Source organism: Micromonospora sp. NBC_00858 (assembly GCF_045207365.1).
Lineage (GTDB): Bacteria > Actinomycetota > Actinomycetes > Mycobacteriales > Micromonosporaceae > Micromonospora.
Genome location: NZ_CP108828.1, coordinates 178,965 through 195,565 on the forward strand (window position 1 = coordinate 178,965; position 16,601 = coordinate 195,565).

General features: G+C 72.0%; 16 protein-coding genes. 9 read left to right on the forward strand and 7 right to left on the reverse strand.

Translation table 11 applies throughout. The features are described 5' to 3' along the window. Positions 1–23: 23 nt before the first annotated feature. The 3 genes from OG990_RS00900 to OG990_RS00910 all read left to right on the forward strand — a co-directional run bounded on the left by OG990_RS00900 (position 24) and on the right by OG990_RS00910 (position 5,011). Positions 24–752 carry an Atu4866 domain-containing protein gene (locus OG990_RS00900; protein ID WP_406078613.1) on the forward strand — a complete coding sequence of 243 codons (729 nt, stop codon included), beginning with the start codon at positions 24–26 and terminating at the stop codon, positions 750–752. Positions 753–778: 26 nt separating this feature from the next. Next, complete coding sequence (locus tag OG990_RS00905; protein WP_406078614.1) at positions 779–2,116, forward strand: amidohydrolase family protein; 1,338 nt, start codon at positions 779–781, stop codon at positions 2,114–2,116. 237 nt (positions 2,117–2,353) lie between these two features. Next, on the forward strand, positions 2,354–5,011 hold the full coding sequence (locus OG990_RS00910; RefSeq protein WP_406078615.1) for a LuxR C-terminal-related transcriptional regulator: 2,658 nt from the start codon (positions 2,354–2,356) through the stop codon (positions 5,009–5,011). Here the strand turns inward: OG990_RS00910 and OG990_RS00915 are convergent. Continuing rightward, complete coding sequence (locus OG990_RS00915) at positions 5,006–5,947, reverse strand: GNAT family N-acetyltransferase (RefSeq protein WP_328419162.1); 942 nt, start codon at positions 5,945–5,947, stop codon at positions 5,006–5,008. The two genes, OG990_RS00910 and OG990_RS00915, sit on opposite strands and share 6 nt — an antisense overlap. 10 nt (positions 5,948–5,957) lie before the next feature. Continuing rightward, positions 5,958–6,527, reverse strand: a complete 570-nt coding sequence (locus OG990_RS00920) for a dihydrofolate reductase family protein (protein WP_328419160.1) — start codon at positions 6,525–6,527, stop codon at positions 5,958–5,960. Positions 6,528–6,651: 124 nt separating this feature from the next. On the opposite strand from OG990_RS00920, the gene OG990_RS00925 reads away from it, so the two are divergent. From OG990_RS00925 to OG990_RS00935, 3 genes are all read left to right on the forward strand, one after another. Beyond that, the gene (locus OG990_RS00925; protein ID WP_406078616.1) at positions 6,652–7,587 is read left to right on the forward strand and encodes a kinase; all 936 of its coding nucleotides are present in this window, start codon (positions 6,652–6,654) and stop codon (positions 7,585–7,587) included. 469 nt (positions 7,588–8,056) lie between these two features. Continuing rightward, positions 8,057–8,326: a hypothetical protein gene (locus OG990_RS00930; RefSeq protein WP_328419156.1), complete on the forward strand. Its 270-nt coding sequence runs from the start codon at positions 8,057–8,059 to the stop codon at positions 8,324–8,326. Beyond that, positions 8,326–9,363 carry a hypothetical protein gene (locus OG990_RS00935; protein ID WP_406078617.1) on the forward strand — a complete coding sequence of 346 codons (1,038 nt, stop codon included), beginning with the start codon at positions 8,326–8,328 and terminating at the stop codon, positions 9,361–9,363. Before OG990_RS00930 ends, OG990_RS00935 begins: the two co-directional genes overlap by 1 nt. 21 nt (positions 9,364–9,384) lie before the next feature. Here OG990_RS00935 and OG990_RS00940 read toward each other — a convergent pair whose 3' ends face one another. Then, the gene (locus OG990_RS00940; protein ID WP_406078618.1) at positions 9,385–9,915 is read right to left on the reverse strand and encodes an SRPBCC family protein; all 531 of its coding nucleotides are present in this window, start codon (positions 9,913–9,915) and stop codon (positions 9,385–9,387) included. Continuing rightward, the gene (locus tag OG990_RS00945; RefSeq protein WP_328419150.1) at positions 9,916–10,227 is read right to left on the reverse strand and encodes a metalloregulator ArsR/SmtB family transcription factor; all 312 of its coding nucleotides are present in this window, start codon (positions 10,225–10,227) and stop codon (positions 9,916–9,918) included. A 98-nt stretch (positions 10,228–10,325) separates the two neighbouring features. Here OG990_RS00945 and OG990_RS00950 point away from each other — a divergent pair, with 98 nt between their 5' ends. Continuing rightward, entirely contained in the window at positions 10,326–11,255 is a 930-nt protein-coding gene (locus OG990_RS00950) for an LLM class F420-dependent oxidoreductase (protein WP_386984348.1), read from the forward strand. Positions 11,256–11,299: 44 nt separating this feature from the next. On the opposite strand, the gene OG990_RS00955 is transcribed toward OG990_RS00950, so the two are convergent. Beyond that, positions 11,300–11,737 carry a hypothetical protein gene (locus OG990_RS00955; RefSeq protein ID WP_406078619.1) on the reverse strand — a complete coding sequence of 146 codons (438 nt, stop codon included), beginning with the start codon at positions 11,735–11,737 and terminating at the stop codon, positions 11,300–11,302. A 101-nt stretch (positions 11,738–11,838) separates the two neighbouring features. Between OG990_RS00955 and OG990_RS00960 the strand changes: the two genes are divergently transcribed. Further along, positions 11,839–12,612 (forward strand): hypothetical protein, encoded by a 774-nt coding sequence (locus tag OG990_RS00960; protein WP_406078620.1) that lies wholly within the window; start codon positions 11,839–11,841, stop codon positions 12,610–12,612. After that, positions 12,609–13,892: an FAD-binding protein gene (locus tag OG990_RS00965; RefSeq protein WP_406078621.1), complete on the forward strand. Its 1,284-nt coding sequence runs from the start codon at positions 12,609–12,611 to the stop codon at positions 13,890–13,892. Before OG990_RS00960 ends, OG990_RS00965 begins: the two co-directional genes overlap by 4 nt. Before the next feature lie 87 nt (positions 13,893–13,979). On the opposite strand, the gene OG990_RS00970 is transcribed toward OG990_RS00965, so the two are convergent. Both OG990_RS00970 and OG990_RS00975 read right to left on the reverse strand, forming a co-directional pair. Further along, positions 13,980–15,284: an IS256 family transposase gene (locus OG990_RS00970; RefSeq protein WP_406078623.1), complete on the reverse strand. Its 1,305-nt coding sequence runs from the start codon at positions 15,282–15,284 to the stop codon at positions 13,980–13,982. Between the two features lie 145 nt (positions 15,285–15,429). Further along, positions 15,430–16,584 carry a site-2 protease family protein gene (locus OG990_RS00975; protein WP_355609531.1) on the reverse strand — a complete coding sequence of 385 codons (1,155 nt, stop codon included), beginning with the start codon at positions 16,582–16,584 and terminating at the stop codon, positions 15,430–15,432. Between the last annotated feature and the right edge of the window lie 17 nt (positions 16,585–16,601).

The following is a 16,601-nucleotide window of genomic DNA, read 5'->3' on the forward strand; positions in this document are numbered from 1 at the left end:
CCAACCCCTTTCGGAGGTACGTCGTGAGCATCCCGATGCTCGACGAGGCGGTGCTGGCGAGGATCACCGCGAATACCGGTGACCGGCGTCGCCCACTGATGTTCGTCAACGCCACCATCCACACGCTCGACCCGGCGATTGGTGACCTTTCTGCCGCCGACCTGCTGCTCGACGGCGAGGTGATCGTCGGAGTCGGGCCGGGCCTGCACACCGCGGCCGAGGACGACGGCGCGATCGTCGTCGACTGCACCGGACTGACCATCGTGCCGGCGGTCATCGACGGTGTCGCCGTCGCCGGCCTGCGCGCCCGCCCCGCCGACCGGGTCGGCGCGCTCACGCCCGGTAACCCTGCCACCTTCGCCGTGGTCGCCGACCGGACCTCGGGCGCGTCCGTCCTGGAGATGATCGTCTGGTGGCCGGAACAGGCAGCCGCGATCGTCGTCGACGGTGAGATCGCGCTCTTCAACGGCCGCCGGCTCACGCCCGCCCCGATCGAGCCCGACGTCCGCCCGCTGTTCGAGCAGAGCCCGTACCTCGGCAGGTGGATCGACGAGAGCGGCTTCGTGCACCAGGAACTCACCGCCGACGGCCGGTACGACGAGACACGGGGTGGTCGGCCACACGCGTACCAGGGGTCGTTCTGGATCGACGGCGACCGGATCGTCTACCACGACGACCTGGGCTTCTGGGCGTACGGCCTGTTCACCGACGGCGTGCTGCACCACGCCGGATACGTGTTCCACCAGCAGTGACCACACGTAGCGAAGGAGACACCCCAATGCTGTTGTTCACCGGAGGCACGGTCGTCACGATGGACCCGCGAATCGGCGACCTGGAGCGAGGTGACGTGCTGGTACACGGGGACCGGATCGTCGCGGTCGGCCCCGACCTTCGGTCGCATCCGGAAGCGGCGGGCGCCACCGTGATCAACACGGCCGGGCGGATCGTCAGCCCCGGATTCGTCGACACCCACCGGCACGCCTGGCAGGCGCAGTTGCGCCGCAGCATCCCCGACGTGACCGACCTGGGGGAGTACGTGATGTCGACGCTGGCCAGGGTCGCGCCCGCATACACGCCGCACGACATGTACGTGGGCACCCGCCTCGCCGCGCTCACCGCCCTCGATGCCGGCATCACCACGATGCTGGACTTCTCGCACAACTCCCGCACGGCGGCGCATTCGGACGCGGCGATCCAGGCGCTGGTCGACACCGGCATCCGGGGCGTGCACGCATCGATGGGGCCACACTTCGGCGACTGGGACCGCCAGTGGCCCGGCGACCTGGAACGCCTGCATGGGGAGTACCACGGGGTGAACGACGGCCTGGTGACGCTGCGCCTCGCAGCGCTGGCCACCGATGAGATCGCCGGCCCGGCACTGGCCTACGGGCGGGAACTCGCGGCCGTCGCCCGCGATCTCGGCCTCGGTGTCAGTATCGACGCCGTGTTCGGCGCGCCGTCCTCCGCGGCGATCCTGCGCTGGGCCGCCGACGGCCTGCTCGACCCGGGCCTGACCCTTATCCACGCCACCGGCCTCACTGCGGACGCGTGGCGGGCGATGGGCGACGCCGGGGTGACCGTGTCGCTGGCGCCGACCTCCGACGCGCAGATCGGTCTGGAGACGGCGGTGCCCGCGATCGAGGAGGCGCTGGCCGCCGGTATCCGGCCCGGGCTCAGCATCGACGTGGAGGTCGCACTGGCCAGCGACATGTTCACCCAGATGCGAGCACTGCACGCGATCCAGCGCATGCGTGCGGTAAACGCCGCCTACGGCACGGACACCGTGCCGTACCGGATCACCACCCGCGACGTGCTGGACTTCGCCACGCTGCAGGGAGCCCGTACCAACGGACTCGGCGACCTGACCGGCTCCCTCACCCCGGGCAAGCAGGCGGACCTGCTGGTGGTCAGGGCCGATGACATCAACACGATGCCGCTCAACGACGCGGTCGGCACCCTGGTGCTCGGGGCGGACCCCCGCAACATCGAGACCGTCGTGGTGGCCGGACGGATTCGCAAGGCGGACGGGCACCTGGTCGGCGTGGACCTGGACGAGCTGCGCCGGGAGGTGACCGCGTCCCGCGACGCGATCCTGAAGGCCGTCGCCTCGGGGTGATCCGCGACTCGCGGCGGATATGTCCGGCCCCGGAACGACCGACGCCGCGGGCCGGGCCACCGCCCGACCCGCGGCGCGCGCGGAGTCGGCCGCCGCTGACGCCCAGACGCTCGGCGCGGCGAAAGAAATGTGATCGGCTAGGTTCATGACCTGCGCCTCCGAGGTTCGGCGGGCGGCTGCACGGCGTCGCGTCGGCGCTACGGCGGCCGGCGGGACCGGTGACGACGGGGGTACGTGATGCAGGGCCGGGCGGCCGAGCGCGACCAGATCGACCGGATGCTGGACGCTGCCGTGGACGGCGCGAGCAGCACTCTGCTGATCCACGGCGAAGCCGGCATCGGCAAGACCGCGCTGCTCGACTACGCCGCCGCTCGCGCGTCCGGGATGCGGGTGCTGCGGATCGATGGCCTGGAGTCGGAGACCGAGCTGGCCTTCGCCGGCCTGCACCAGTTGTTCCTGCCGGTCATGGACCTCGTCGACCAGCTGCCCGGCCCCCAGGCCAGGGCACTGCGGGCGGTCTTCGGGCTCACCGACGACACGGTGCGCGACCGCTTCGTCATCGGCCTGGCCGTGCTCACCATGCTGGCGGAGGCCGCCGGCGAGGGGACGCTGCTCTGCCTGGTGGACGACGTGCAGTGGCTCGACCGGGCATCGGTGGACGCGTTGACGTTCGCCGCCCGCCGGTTGCAGGTCGAGGGCGTCGTGCTGATCTTCGCCGCCCGGGACACCGCCGGCGTGGCCGGGGTGGTCGGGCTTCCCACGCTGCCCCTCGCGGGGCTCGATGAGGAAGCCGCCGCGGCACTGGTCGTGGACCTGCCGCCGTACGTCCGGGAGAGGATCCTGGACGAGGCGCAGGGCAACCCGCTCGCGCTGCGGGAACTCTCCGCCGCACTGACTCCGACACAGCGCGCCGGTCAGCTCAGCCCGTTGACGCTGTCCGCGCCCTCGAACCGGGTCCTGGACGCCTTCCAGGATCAGATCCGCCGGCTCCCCGAGGCCACCCGGGCGCTGCTGCTGATGGCAGCCGCGGACGACACCGGAACACTCGACCTGATCCTGCGGGCCGCGGGCGCGACGGTCGGTGACCTGGAGCCTGCCGAGCGCGCCGACCTCATCGTGCTGACCGGCGGTGTGCTGCGCTTCCGGCATCCGCTGATCCGGTACGCGGCGTACCAGGGCAGCCCGTTCGCCGGCCGGGTCGCAGCGCACCAGGCGATGGCGGCGGTACTCGTCGCACCCGAGCACGCGCATCGGCGCGCCTGGCAGTTGGCCGCCGCGGCGACCGGGCCGGACGACCGGGTCGCCGACGAGTTGGAGCGGGTCGCGGTCTGGGCCGGCGGCCGGCAGGCGCTCGCGTCGGCTTCCGCGGCGTACGAGCGGGCAGCCCAACTCACGGCCGAGCCGGAGGACCGGGCGCGCCGGTTCATCGCCGCCGCGCAGGCCGCCGCCGACGCGGGCCAGGACGAGCGGGGCGGTCGGCTCGCGGCGATGGTCGAGGTGGCCGCGCAGGACCCCGGCCTGGCGGCGGACCTCGCGCGGGTCCGGGCGGTGGTAGAGCTCGGGTACGGCAGCCCGGACGTCGCCGGCCGCATACTGCTCGACTGCGCCAACCAGATCGGTCCCCGCCGGCCGGACAAACTTCCCGCGCTGCTGGTGGACGCCCTGCACGCCGCGTTCTCCTCCGGGAACGCCGACCTGATCGCGGCGGTAGCGGCCCAGGCCCCCGCGGAGCCGGTGCTGGCCGTGCCCGGCTGCCTGTTCGCCGGCGATGTGCCCGGGGCGCTGCGCGCGCTCCGACCACTCGTGGCGGCGCGCGGTCGCACCGACACCGGGTTCATGGACCGCCTGATGACCGGGATCTACTGCCACCTGACCGCCGATGACGAGGCCGCGTACGAGATCGCGGCCGAGGCCGTCGACCACTGCCGGGACAGCGGCATGGGTGGGTGGCTGCCCACCGCGCTGCACCTGCTCGCCCGGGTGGAGCTGACCCTCGGGCAGCACGACGCCGCGTCCATGCACGCAGCCGAGGGACTCCGGCTGGCCGAGGGGTACGACCTGGCGCACCGGGCCGCCCACCTGCGCGCCGTCCTGGCGACCCTGGCAGCCGTACGCGGGGAGGAGGAGCAGGCCCGTCGGCTGGCGCGGGACGCGATGTCGTACACCCAGCCACGTGGAATCGGCCGGGCAACGGCGGACGCCCTGTGGGCGCTGGGCCTGCTCGACCTCGGCCTCGGCCGCGCGGACGCTGCGCTGCAGCGGTTCGAGGCGGCGCGGGCGGCATCCGGTCATCCGCTGTTCGGCGTCTTCCTGCTGCCCGATCTCGTCGAAGCGGCGGTGCGCGCCGGGCGACCCGAGCGGGCCGCCGAACCGGTGCGTCTCCTCGACGAGTGGGCCGAGACGACCGGTCGCCCGGCGCTCGCCGCGCTGGCCCACCGCTGTCGTGCCCTGACCGCATCAGACGGCGAGGCGGAGCAGCATTTCGGGTCGGCCGTCCGGCTGCACCGGGCCGGCAGCGCTGTCGACCAGGCCCGGACCGGGCTGCTCTACGGGGAGTGGCTGCGCCGCGCACGCCGGAAACTCGAAGCGCGCGGCCACCTGCGGGACGCACTCGACACCTTCACGGCGCTCGGCGCCGAGCCTTGGGCCCACCGGGCCAGGGCGGAACTGCGGGCCAGCGGCGACGCGGCGGAACCATCCCTGGGCGGACCGCTCAGCCGGCTGAGCCCTCAGGAACGCGAGGTCGTCCGGTTGGCCGCGACGGGCGCGACCAACCGGGAGATCGCCGCGCAGCTGTTCCTGAGCCCACGAACCGTCGGGCACCACCTGTACCGGGCGTTCCCCAAGCTCGGTGTCACCTCCCGCACCGACCTCGCCACGGTGCTCGCCTCATGACTCCGGGGCCGAGTAGAGCAGCCGGATCTGCGCGGTGCGGTAACCGGCCCGCGCGAACGCCGCGGCCATCGGCACGTTCGTCGTGTCGGTGGTGGCGGTGATCAGCTCGGCCCCCTGCTCGGCGTGGAACCGGGTGATCTCGGCGAGGACGTCGTCGATGTAGCGGTGCCCGCGCAGCTCCGGCACCACGCCCAGGTACCCGACATTGCGGTTGTACGGTGTCGCGGACGGGATCGCCAGCCCGGCGAGCGTCCCATCGGCGGTGTGGGCCAGCCGCCACCACGCCCGCTCGCCCGGGCAGTCCAGGTAGAAGTCCATCTCCTCCCGGGCGGTGAGCTCCGGGCCCTTGACCGCAAGGTTCCGGCGGGTCTCGGTGTCCAGGCTGCCCACCGCGATCCGACGGAACACGTCCAGGAACTCCTCGTCGGAGCCCGTCGAGAAGACGAGCCTGCCGCTGGCCGAGGGCACCCCGACCTCCGGCGTCCACTCCAACCGCAGCCGCTCCACCTCGTCGGTCAGCCCGACCGCCAGCGCCGCTCTGCGCCGCCAGGCCACCGCCGCGGAGACGGACTCATCGGCGCGCCAGTCGTTGGGCAGCGTCAGGTTGTACAGCGGCGGCTTCGGCGCACCCTGCTGCGCGAAGGCCCGCAGCCCCGCGCCGAGGAGGTCGGCCGCGACGGCCGCACGGTCGTCGACAGACGCCTCGACGTGCAGACAGTCCAGGGCGACCGGGTGCGCGCTGGAGGCCTGCCCCCACCACAGCGCGCGGCCCACCACCCGCTGGTCGACCTCGGCGATCCAGGTCCACTCCGGCCGGTACATCCCCTGGCCCAACTCGTCCAGGTAGCGGTCGGCGTCGATCGCGCTGACCGCGTCGTCGATGGAGAAGCCGGTGACCCGGTCGAGATCGGCCCCGGTGGTGGCGCGGAACAACATCGGCCCTCTTTCAGTGCTTGACATAGGTGGAAATGGTCGCGCCGGTGTTGAACACCCGGGTGTCGGCCAGCGCGAAGCCCGTCACGGCGAAGGGCGCCCGGAACAGGGGAATGCCGGAGCCGAGGACCACGGGGTAACGCTTGATGATCAGCTCGTCGATCTCATCGACCAGTTGGCCGGCGAGCGTCGCGCCGCCGCAGAGCCAGATGCCCATCCCGTCCAGGTGCTTGAGCTCGCGGACGAACTCCGCCGGCTCGCCGGCGACGATCTCCACCGCCGCATCACGCTGCTCCAGCGTCCGGGAGAACACGTACTGCCGCAGGTGGCCGTACGGGCTCGTGACGCCGATGGCCAGGCCCGGTTCGTAGGTCGCGCGGCCCATCAGGACGGTGTCGAACCTGTTGTTCGCCGCTGTGGCGATCCCCAGCGGCTCCCGCGCGTGGGTTGGCATGGTCTCGGGGTAGTCGGCCAGGATGGCGGCCGCCAGATCTCCCTCGAACGCGAAGAAGTCGAACTCCCCGTCCGGCCCGGCGATGAAACCGTCCAGGCTGGTGGCGATGTAGTAGGTCAGTTTTCGCACGTCAGAAGCTGCTTCCCAAAGATGATGTTGACTGCTGGAACGTTAGTCTGGTCAGCCGCGCCCGGCATCGGTAGCAGCGACGTAACGTGACCGGCGGCAACCGACGCAACGGGGGAGTCTGATCGTGAGACCGGGCGAGGTGGCGTGCACGGCCGACCCGGATGTGCTGCCGGCGGCCACCGGCCGACTCGGCGTCGGCACCGCGTTCGGCACCTTCGGTGAGCTGTTGCAGGGCGTGCTACCCGACGCCGACCGGGATTTCCTGGTGACGTTCCCGATGGCGCAGTGGGCGACCGCCACCTTCTGGCCGTCCAGCGAGCTGGCCCGGGTCCGGGTCTTCCCGCAACACAAGCGGAAGTCGGCCCGGCTGGCCGCCACGATGATGGAGCTGTTCGGCCTTCCCGGCGGTGGGGTGCTGGAGCTGGGCGGCGGGTTGGCCGAGGGGAAGGGCTACGCCAGTTCGTCGGCGGATCTGGTGGCCACCGCCCGAGCGGTCGGCGACGCGTTCGGCATGACGTTGAGCGAGCGCACCATCGAGTCGCTGCTGCGCCGGATCGAGCCCTCCGACGGTGTGATGTACGACGGGATCGTCGCCTTCCATCACCGGGAGGTGCGGCTGCGGGAACGGATCGGCGTGCTGCCCCCGCTCACCGTGGTGGCGCACGACGAGGGCGGCGCGGTGGACACCATCCGCTTCAACCGCATCCCCAAGCCGTTCGACGAGGCCGACAAGCGGGAGTACGCGCGGCTGCTGGCCGCGCTCACCGCGGCCGTACGCGCAGGCGACCTTCCTGCCGTTGGCGAGGTCACCACCCGCAGCGCCGTGCTGAACGGCAAACTGCGCCCGCGCCGGCACTTCGACGTGCTGCACCGGCTCTGCCGCGAGGTGGACGGCTACGGCCTGGTCATCGCGCACAGCGGCACCGCCCTCGGCGTCCTGCTCGACCGGGACGACCCGGAACGCGCCGCGAAGATCGACCACGTGCGCGCGGCGTGCGTCGCGTTGCCCGGCACGGTGACCGTGCACCGGTCGCTCGGCACCGGTGAACTCGCCGGGTAGAGCTGACACACCCGGCCGGCCCGGGACCCCGTCCGCGGGGTACGAGGGCGGTGTCGAAAACCGGACAAGACGGTAAAGCCCCTGGTAGAGCACTGTTGGGGCAGGTGGAGAGGCGAACGGATGGCGGGCCACATCCCAGTCCTCCGGCCCGGTGGGACAGCACCGTCCACGCCGGCGCCGCCCTCACCCAGCCCGGCCACGTCGCCGCGGCGGACACGGCGCAGCCGCCGGCCCGACCACGCGTACGGCCCACCCGTGGCTGCCGTCCACGCCGCTCCGGGCGCCCGCAGCGGTGACACCGCCCACCGGGACAAGGACGTCGTCACCCGCCGGCAGCCGCGTGACGCCGCCAACCGGTTGCGCCACCGCGCCCGTGCCCCCGCCGGCCTCTTCGCACTGAGGACCCCGCCCGGTCCGGCGTCGCTCATCCGCACTCCGGCCGGCGACCGAACCAGAGAGAAGGCCCGACATGGCCGCTCCCACCGCGATCGCAGCCCTGAACGCACCCGTGTACGCACCGGGCGAGCAGATGCTGCTGACCGTCACCTACTCCGACGCCGACACCAAACCGCTGACCGTCACCATCGTGGTCACCGACGCGCAGGGCAACAGCAGCGCCCCCGTCAAGGTCACCGCAGTCATCGACCCGCTCTCCCTGACCGTCACCGACAACTCCGGGCGCACCTGGACCCGGGTTTCCGACAACGGCGCGGTGGCCGTGTACCGGGCGGTGGCGTGATGCCCCGGGTCACCGTTCAGGTCCGTGACGCCGCCGGAAACACCGCGACCGCCACCGCCGACTACGCCCTGAGCCAGCCGGTGCTCGGCGGCTACTACCTCTCCGGAGGCGCCGACCCGACCGCCGACATCGCCGGCGGCAACTTCCGCTCGCTCACCCAGTACCGCAGCTTCGCCGACGGCTACATCTTCCCCGGCTACAACCGGCCCTGGCTGATCAATCTGGGCAAGGCCGGGGTGCAGATGAACATGGTCCTCGAGTTGAAGCACTACGGCGCCCCGAACAACGGGCCGCAGAGCTTCACCGTCGATGGCACCAACTACACCGTGCCGGCGCCGTCGATGACCATCCAACAGCGCCCCGGCACCGCCTGGCCGAGGGCGTACGGGTACAGCCAGGTGATCAACGGCCAGTGCGACGGGTTGTTCCACCGCGCCCTGGCGCAGTACCGCACGCTCGGGTTCGCGGTGAACATCCAGCTCGCCTCGGAGCTGGACACCGACCACGAGTTCGGCACCACCGAGGACGGCAAGGCGTACACCTGGGCCGAGTCGGACGCGCGGGCGGTGCAGGCGATGAACTACATCCTCACCTGGTTCAAGGCGCGGACGCTGCCCGCCGGCACGACGTTCTCGATTGGTCTCGGCGGCTTCGACCGGGCCTGCTTCCAGCGCACCCACCCGGAGTCGCTGATGTCCCGGCTGGACTTCCTTCAATGGAATGCCTACGCCACCAACGCCAACGACGCCGCGCTGTCCCGGTTTCGCCGCACGAAGGACTGGGCGGTGGCGGACCTCGGCCCGGTGGCGCTGTCCCGGCCCGTGATCATCGCGGAGTGGGGGGTGCGGTCGGCCGAGATCCCGAACCAACCCGCCTGGATCGCCACCGTCCCGGCGGCCATAGCCAAGCTCAACGCCGAGCGTGGGCCACGGATCGCCCGGACCAACTACTTCAACTCCGGGTGGGGCACCCTGTCGCCGAAAGCGGCCGGGTTGGCGGCGCTCCGGGCCGCGTACGCCACCCGGCCGTACGTCTGACCGGGCCGCCGGCCCGGCGGCTCAGCCCTGGTCGAGTCGTTCGGCGTACGCGTCGCGCAGCTCGGGCCAGCCGAAGTCCTTGGCCTCGGCACCCCGGATCGGGCCGACCGGGTCGCCGTCGAGCAGCCGGTCGGCCACGTCGAGGCAGAGGTGCCAGCCGGCCGCGACCATCGGCAGCATGCCCGGGTCGGCGACCGTGTGCCGCAGGGTGAGTCGGGTGCCGGCGCCCAGCGGGCTCAGCTCCCAGCGCAGCAGGTCGTCGCCCCAGGTGTACTCCAGCAGGTGCGGCGGCTCGGCCCGGCGTACCGTCGCCGTGGTCGGCGTGGTGGTCTCGCCGTCGATCAGGGTGAGCACGGCGGAACCGGGGGAGCCGAGGTCCCGGTCGGCGAGGAAAGGTGCCCACTCGGCGAGCCGGGCCGGATCGGTCAGCGCCGCCCAGACGATGGCCGGCGGATGCCGAAGGTCGCGGACGAAGACCAGGGTGGCGCCGCCGTCGGCGGGCTCGGCGCGCACCTCGGCGGGTGGGCTGGGGCGGAACGCGTCGCGGTCCATTCACTGCTCCTGACTGTCGAGGTGCCGTTCCAGGGCGTCCAGATGCCGGTTCCACAGCCGGCGGTACGGGTCCAGCCACCCGTCGACCGCCCGCAGCGGGCCCGGGTCGAGGCGGTAGATCCGCTGCCGGGCGGCGATCCGGCAGGAGACGAAGCCGGCCTCGCGGAGCACCCGCAGGTGTTTGGAGACGGCCGGCTGGCTGACCCCCAGGCTGTCCACCAGCTGGCCGACGCTGTGCTCGGCGTCGCGGAGCTGGTCGAGGATCCGGCGCCGGGTGGGCTCGGCGAGGATCGTGAACGCGTCGAGGGTCACGCACCGAATATGCCTCTCCGGGCATATGACTGTCAAGGCATATGAGGGGTGCTTGCCGTCCCAGAGCGGCACCGAAGCCCGGTCCCTATGCTCGGATCATGGAACTGCGGATCTTCACCGAACCTCAGCAGGGTGCCAGCTACGACCAGGTGCTCGCCGTGGCCCGCTGCGCCGAGGACGCCGGTTACGGTGCGTTCTTCCGGTCCGACCACTACCTCATGATGGGGGCGGTGACCGGCGAACCGGGCCCCACCGACGCGTGGACCACGCTGGCCGGGCTCGCTCGGGACACCAGCCGGATCAGGCTCGGCACCCTGATGACCGCCGCCACCTTCCGGCTGCCCGGCCCGCTGGCGATCACCGTGGCGCAGGTCGACCAGATGAGCGGCGGCCGGGTGGAGCTGGGCATCGGCACCGGCTGGTACGCCGACGAGCACACCGCGTACGGCATTCCGTTCCCGCCCCTCGGCGAGCGGTTCGACCGGCTGGAGGAGCAGCTCGAGGTCATCACCGGGCTCTGGGCCACCCCGGCGGGGGAGCGGTTCGACCACGCCGGCCGGTACTACCCGATCAGTGACTCGCCCGCCCTGCCCAAGCCGGTGCAGCAGCCCCGCCCGCCGATCCTGCTCGGCGGGATGGGCCCGAGGCGCACCCCGAGGCTGGCCGCCCGCTACGCCGACGAGTTCAACCTGCCGTTCGCCTCACCGGCGGACACGACGGCCCAGTTCGACCGGGTCCGGGCGGCCTGCACCGAGATCGGCCGGGACCCGGCCGAGCTGGTCTGGTCCAACGCCCTGGTGCTCTGCTGCGGGCGCGACGACGCCGAGGTGGCCCGCCGGGCCGCCGCCATCGGCCGTGAACCGGACGAACTGCGGGCCAACGGTCTGGCCGGTACGCCCGCCGAGGTCCTCGACACCATCGGCCGCTACGCGGACATCGGCAGCCAGCGGATCTACCTCCAGGTGCTGGACCTCACCGATCTGGAACACCTCGAGCTGGTCGCCAGCGAGGTGATGGCGAAGCTCTGAGCCCTGCGCGACCCGCCGGCCGGGCACGCTCGCGGAACGCGGTCTCACGCCTCCCGGTGCGCCCCGCCGCCCGTCTCGACCAGGCCCGGGTCGCGCAGCACGGTGTCCAGCCGGCCGTCGCGATCACTGTCCACATAGGTGACGTCGGTTGTCCCGTCACCATTGAGGTCGACCTGCACGATGTCGGCGACGCCGTCGCCGTCAAGGTCGGTGACCACCTCCACCGAGCCGTCCAGGTGCCGGGTCACGATCGACTGCGCCCCGGCGCCGGGGGCACGCGGCGGCGGTCCGGGTGCCGGCACCGGCGTCGGGGCCGGCGCAGGTGCCGGTGTGGGTCGGGGACCGGGCGTTGGCGCCGGATGGCCCGGCAACGCGCCGACCGTGGGCGCGCTGGCCGGCTCGACCCCACTGCCGGTCGGGTCCAACTCCTCTTCGGAAGGGAAGACGTCGCCCCGCGGGGCCGGATCACGGTAAGTGCTCATGGGCGTAGGGTTCCCCGACGATGGCGAGAACAACCGTGCCCGATCGTCCGGTATCCGTGGAGCCCGGTCTGTCGGAGGATGCTGGGACCGACGCCACGGTCATGAACGGGGGTCCGAGCGTGGAACTGCGCCGGAGTCGGGGAGCCCGGGTGCTCGCCCTGGCCTGCGTACTTGGTGGGGTGGTGTTGCTGGCCCTGCCCCACGAAGGCGCCCTGCTACGGACGATCGTCGCGGTGGGGGCCGTCGTGCTCGGCGTCGTGGCGCTGGGCAGCGCGCTGCGGCCGTTCCGGTTCGGGATCGGCGCGGACGGGCTGACCATCCGGCGGCCGGGCCTGCGACGGACGATCCGGTGGGCCGAGGTCGACGCGCTGGTCCTCGACGAGCCGCCCCGGCGGGACGGCCGTCCGGAGCCGCCGCGACTGCTGCTGGTGCCCGCGCCGGGTGTGACGCTGGGGCCACAGGTGACCGCCCGCCATCCGCTCGACGGCCGGCCCGCTGTCGAGCTGCTCGTCCTCGACCAGGTCCGGGAACAGCCGGAGCAGGTGTCCGCCGCGCTCAGCCAGTACGCCGGCGACCGGTTCGTGGACCTGCCCGCGCTGCGCCGCGCCGCCTTCGCCGACCCGGACCTCACCGCGAGCCTGCGTGGTTACCGGATGGACCAGGTCGACCAGTTGATCCGGCGCGGCCAGAACGCCCTGGTGTCCGGCGACGTGCCGACCCGGCAGGAGGCCCGGGCGGAGATCGAACGGGTCACCGCGGCCGGCCTGCCGGTCGCCCAGCGGGGTTACGCCCGGCCCCAGGTCGACGCGGCGCTGGACGCCCTCGTCGCCGCGTTGGCCGACCACCCGTCCACCGATCGGGAGACCGCCACGTGACCGCGTCGGAACAGGGTGGCCCGCCGGCCACCGCTGCCGGCGTCCCGCGCCACAACTGGGCCGGCAACGTGCGCTACGCCGCCCGGGCCTTCCACCGACCCACCTCCACCGACGAGCTGCGCCGGCTGGTCGCCGGCAGCGCCCGGATCCGGGCGGTGGGCACCGGGCACTCCTTCAACCGGTTCGGCGACACCGAAGGGGACCTGGTCACCCTGGCCGGGCTGCGCCCGGCGATCGACGTGGACCCCGAGCGCGCGCGGGTCACCGTCACCGGCTCCCTGCGCTACGGCGACGTCGCCCGACAGTTGCACGCCCAGGGGTACGCCCTGGCCAACCTCGCCTCACTGCCACACATCTCGGTGGCCGGCGCGGTGGCCACCGCCACCCACGGCTCCGGCCAGACTCACGGCAACCTGGCCACCTCGGTCGCCGCCCTGGAGCTGGTCACCGCCGACGGCGACCTGCTGTACGTCGACCGCGACACCGACGGTGACACGTTCGCCGGCATGGTGGTCGGGCTCGGCGCGCTCGGCCTGGTCACCCGGGTCACCCTGGACGTGGTGCCGTCCTTCGAGGTGCGCCAGTACGTGCGGCTCGACCTGCCCCGGGAAGCGCTGGACGAGGCGCTCGGCTCGGCGTACAGCGTGAGCGCGTTCACCGACTGGCGGGGGCCGCGACTGCGCGAGGTGTGGCGCAAGCAACTGGCCGACCAACCGCCGCCCCCGGCGGACTGGCTCGGCACCACGGCCGCCGACCAGCCGCGGCACCCGGTGCTCGGGATGCCGCCGGAGAACTGCACCCCGCAGCTCGGCGTGCCGGGTCCGTGGCACGAGCGGCTGCCGCACTTCAAGCTCGGCTTCACCCCGAGCAACGGCGACGAACTCCAGTCCGAGTACCACGTGCCGCGCGCGGCGGCGGCCGACGCGCTCGCCGCCCTGGACGACGTGGCGCACCTGATCGCCCCGGTACTGCAGGTCTGCGAGCTGCGTACGGTGGCGGCGGACGAGCTGTGGCTCAGCCCGAACCACCAGCGGGACAGCTTCGTTCTGCACTTCACCTGGATCGCCGACACCGCCGCGGTGCTACCGGTGCTGGCCGCCATGGAGGAGCGGTTGGCCCCGTTCGCCTTCCGCCCACACTGGGGCAAGGTCTTCGTCACCGACCCGACCGCGCTGGCCGCCCGCTACCCCCGCCACACCGACTTCACCACCCTCCTGACCCACCTGGACCCATCCAGCAAATTCCGCACCACCCTCCTGGACCACTACTTCCCCCGCTAAACCCCCGCGCCTCCCCCTCCCCCCGGCCCGCTATCCCCCGGTGATCAGGGTCTGTCAAGAAAACGGTGTAACACGGGTTGTTGAGGACTACTTGCGGGCTGCGGCGAGTCGGCCTTCGAAGGCCATCTCGAAGGCGTTCAACGCTGGCTTCCAGCGCATCGTCCAGCGTTTGCGGCCCTGCCCGGTCGGGTCCAGGCTCATGACCGCGAGGTAGACACATTTGAGCGCGGCGGCCTCGTTCGGGAAGTGTCCGCGGGCGCGGACGGCCCGCCGGATCCGGGCGTTGACGCTCTCGATCGCGTTCGTGGAGCAGACGACGGTACGGATCTCGGCGTCGAAGGCCAGGAACGGCACGAACTCCGCCCAGGCGTTGGTCCACAGCCTGATGATCGCCGGATATCGGCCGCCCCAGGCCTCTGCGAACTCGTCGAAGCGGGCCTGCGCGGCCGCCTCGGTGGGTGCGGTGTAAACCGGCCGCAACGCCTTGGCGATAGCGTCCCAGTGTTGCCGGCCCGCATACCGGAACGAGGCTCTGAGCAGGTGGATGACACACGTCTGGACCACCGCGAGGGGCCAGGTCGCGGCGATCGCGTCGGGTAGTCCCTTCAACCCGTCGCAGACGACCATGCAGGCGTCGTCGACACCGCGGTTCTTCAATTCGGTCAGCACCTGCAGCCAGAATTTGGCGCCCTCCCCGCCGTCACCCGCCCACAGGCCCAGGATGTCGCGGGTCCCATCAACCGTGACCGCCAAGGCGACATAGATGGGCCGGTTGGCGACCTTGCCGTCTCTGATCTTCACGTGCACGGCATCGAGGAAGATCACCGGGTAGACCGGGTCGAGGGGCCTGTTCTGCCACTCGGTCATGCCGTCGATGACCTTGTCGGTGATCGTGGAGATCGTCTGGCGTGACACGTCAGCGCCATACACCTCGGCCAGGTGCGCGGCGATCTCACCGGTCGTCAATCCCTTAGCGGACAACGAGATCACCATGTCCTCGACCCCGGTCAACCGACGCTGCCGCTTCTTGACGATCTGCGGCTCGAAGCTGCCGTCACGATCACGCGGCACGGTGATCTCGACCGGGCCGACCTCGGTCAGGACCGTCTTACCGCGGGCGCCGTTGCGCGAGTTGCCGCCGTTGTTGCCCGCTGGATCGCCCTTGTCATAACCGAGGTGGTCGGAGATCTCACCGTCCAGGGCGGCCTCGATCACCCGCTTCGTGAGCTGCTGCAGCAGACCGCCGTCGCCGGTCAGCTGCAAGCCCGCTGCGCGGGCCTGCTCGACCAGGCGGCCGACCAACTCCGCGTCCACACCGTCCGCCGGCTTACCCACCGGGTTGTTCTTCTTCGCCACCGCGGAAGTATCCACGGCCATCGTCGTTTCGGTCATCAGGTGCCGCTCCTTGATCAGGAGTTACACCGTTCTTCTTACAGACCCGGTGATCATGAAGTTAGCGGTGTCGATGTCGGCGTGTCGTGCCGCTAACTTCATGATCACCGGGGCGTTGGGCGGGTGGGTGGGCGGGGTGGGTGGGTTAGCGGGGTGGTGCGGTGGGGGTGGGTTGGTTGGTGCGGAGGCTGCCTCGTTGGACGGCTCGGCTGATGTCGCTGGGCGAGATGATTCCGGCGAGTTGACCGTTGTCGGTCACCACCAGGGCGCGGCCGTCGGCGCACTCACTGAGCCGGGGGAGCAGGTCGTTGAGCTGTTCACCGGGCTGGGCGAGGACCAGTTGGTCGGCCCGGCAGGCCACCTCGGCCAGCGTGGTCGACGCCCGCCGGTCGGCCGGTACGCCCCGCACCCGATCCAGGGTGACCAGGCCGGTCGGCCGGCCCTCCGCGGTCAGCGGCAGCGCCGAATGCCGGTACGCGAACAGGTAGTGGTCCACGAAGTCGGCGACCGTCATGTCCGCCGAGGCGGTCTGCGGCTGCGGAGTCATCACGTCGCCGACCCGGATCCCGCGTAGCGCGCTGCCGGCGCGGGCCTGCCGTTCCTCCACTCCGGCGGCTCCGATCAGGAACCAGCCGATCAGCGCCAGCCAGAGCCCGCCGAAGCCGACTCCGGACAGGAACTGCCAGAGCCCGAGGCCGATCAACAGCGCGCCGAGGACCCAGCCGGCCCGGGCGGCGACCACCGACGCCCGGGTCCGGTCACCGGTCGCCTTCCACACCGCGGCGCGCAGCAACCGACCGCCGTCCAGCGGCGCGGCCGGCAGCACGTTGAAGACCGCCAGCAGCACGTTGATGCCCGCCAGCCAGGCCATCACCCCGAGCAGCAGCCCACCCTGTCCGGCCAGCGCCAGCACTACCGCGATGGCGCCGAAGAACGCCCCGATCAGCAGGCTGACCAGCGGGCCGATTCCGGAGATCCGCAGCTCCGCGCCCGGGTCGCGGGGCTCGCCCTTCAGTTCGGCCACCCCGCCGAACAGCCAGAGCGTGATGCCGTCGACCGTCAGCCCGTTGCGCTTGGCCACCACGGCGTGCGACACCTCGTGGGCGAGCAGGCCGACGAAGAAGACCACCGCCGCAGCCAGCCCGGCCAGGGTGTACGCCACCGGGGAGCGGTCGGGGTACGAGCGGGGGAACTGGTTGGCGGCCAGCCCCCAGGCGATCAGGGCGAAGATGACCAGAACACTCCAGTTGACACCGACCGGTACCCCCGCGATCCGGCCAAGCCGGAAGCTCGCCTTCATCCCTCCCCGTTACCCCC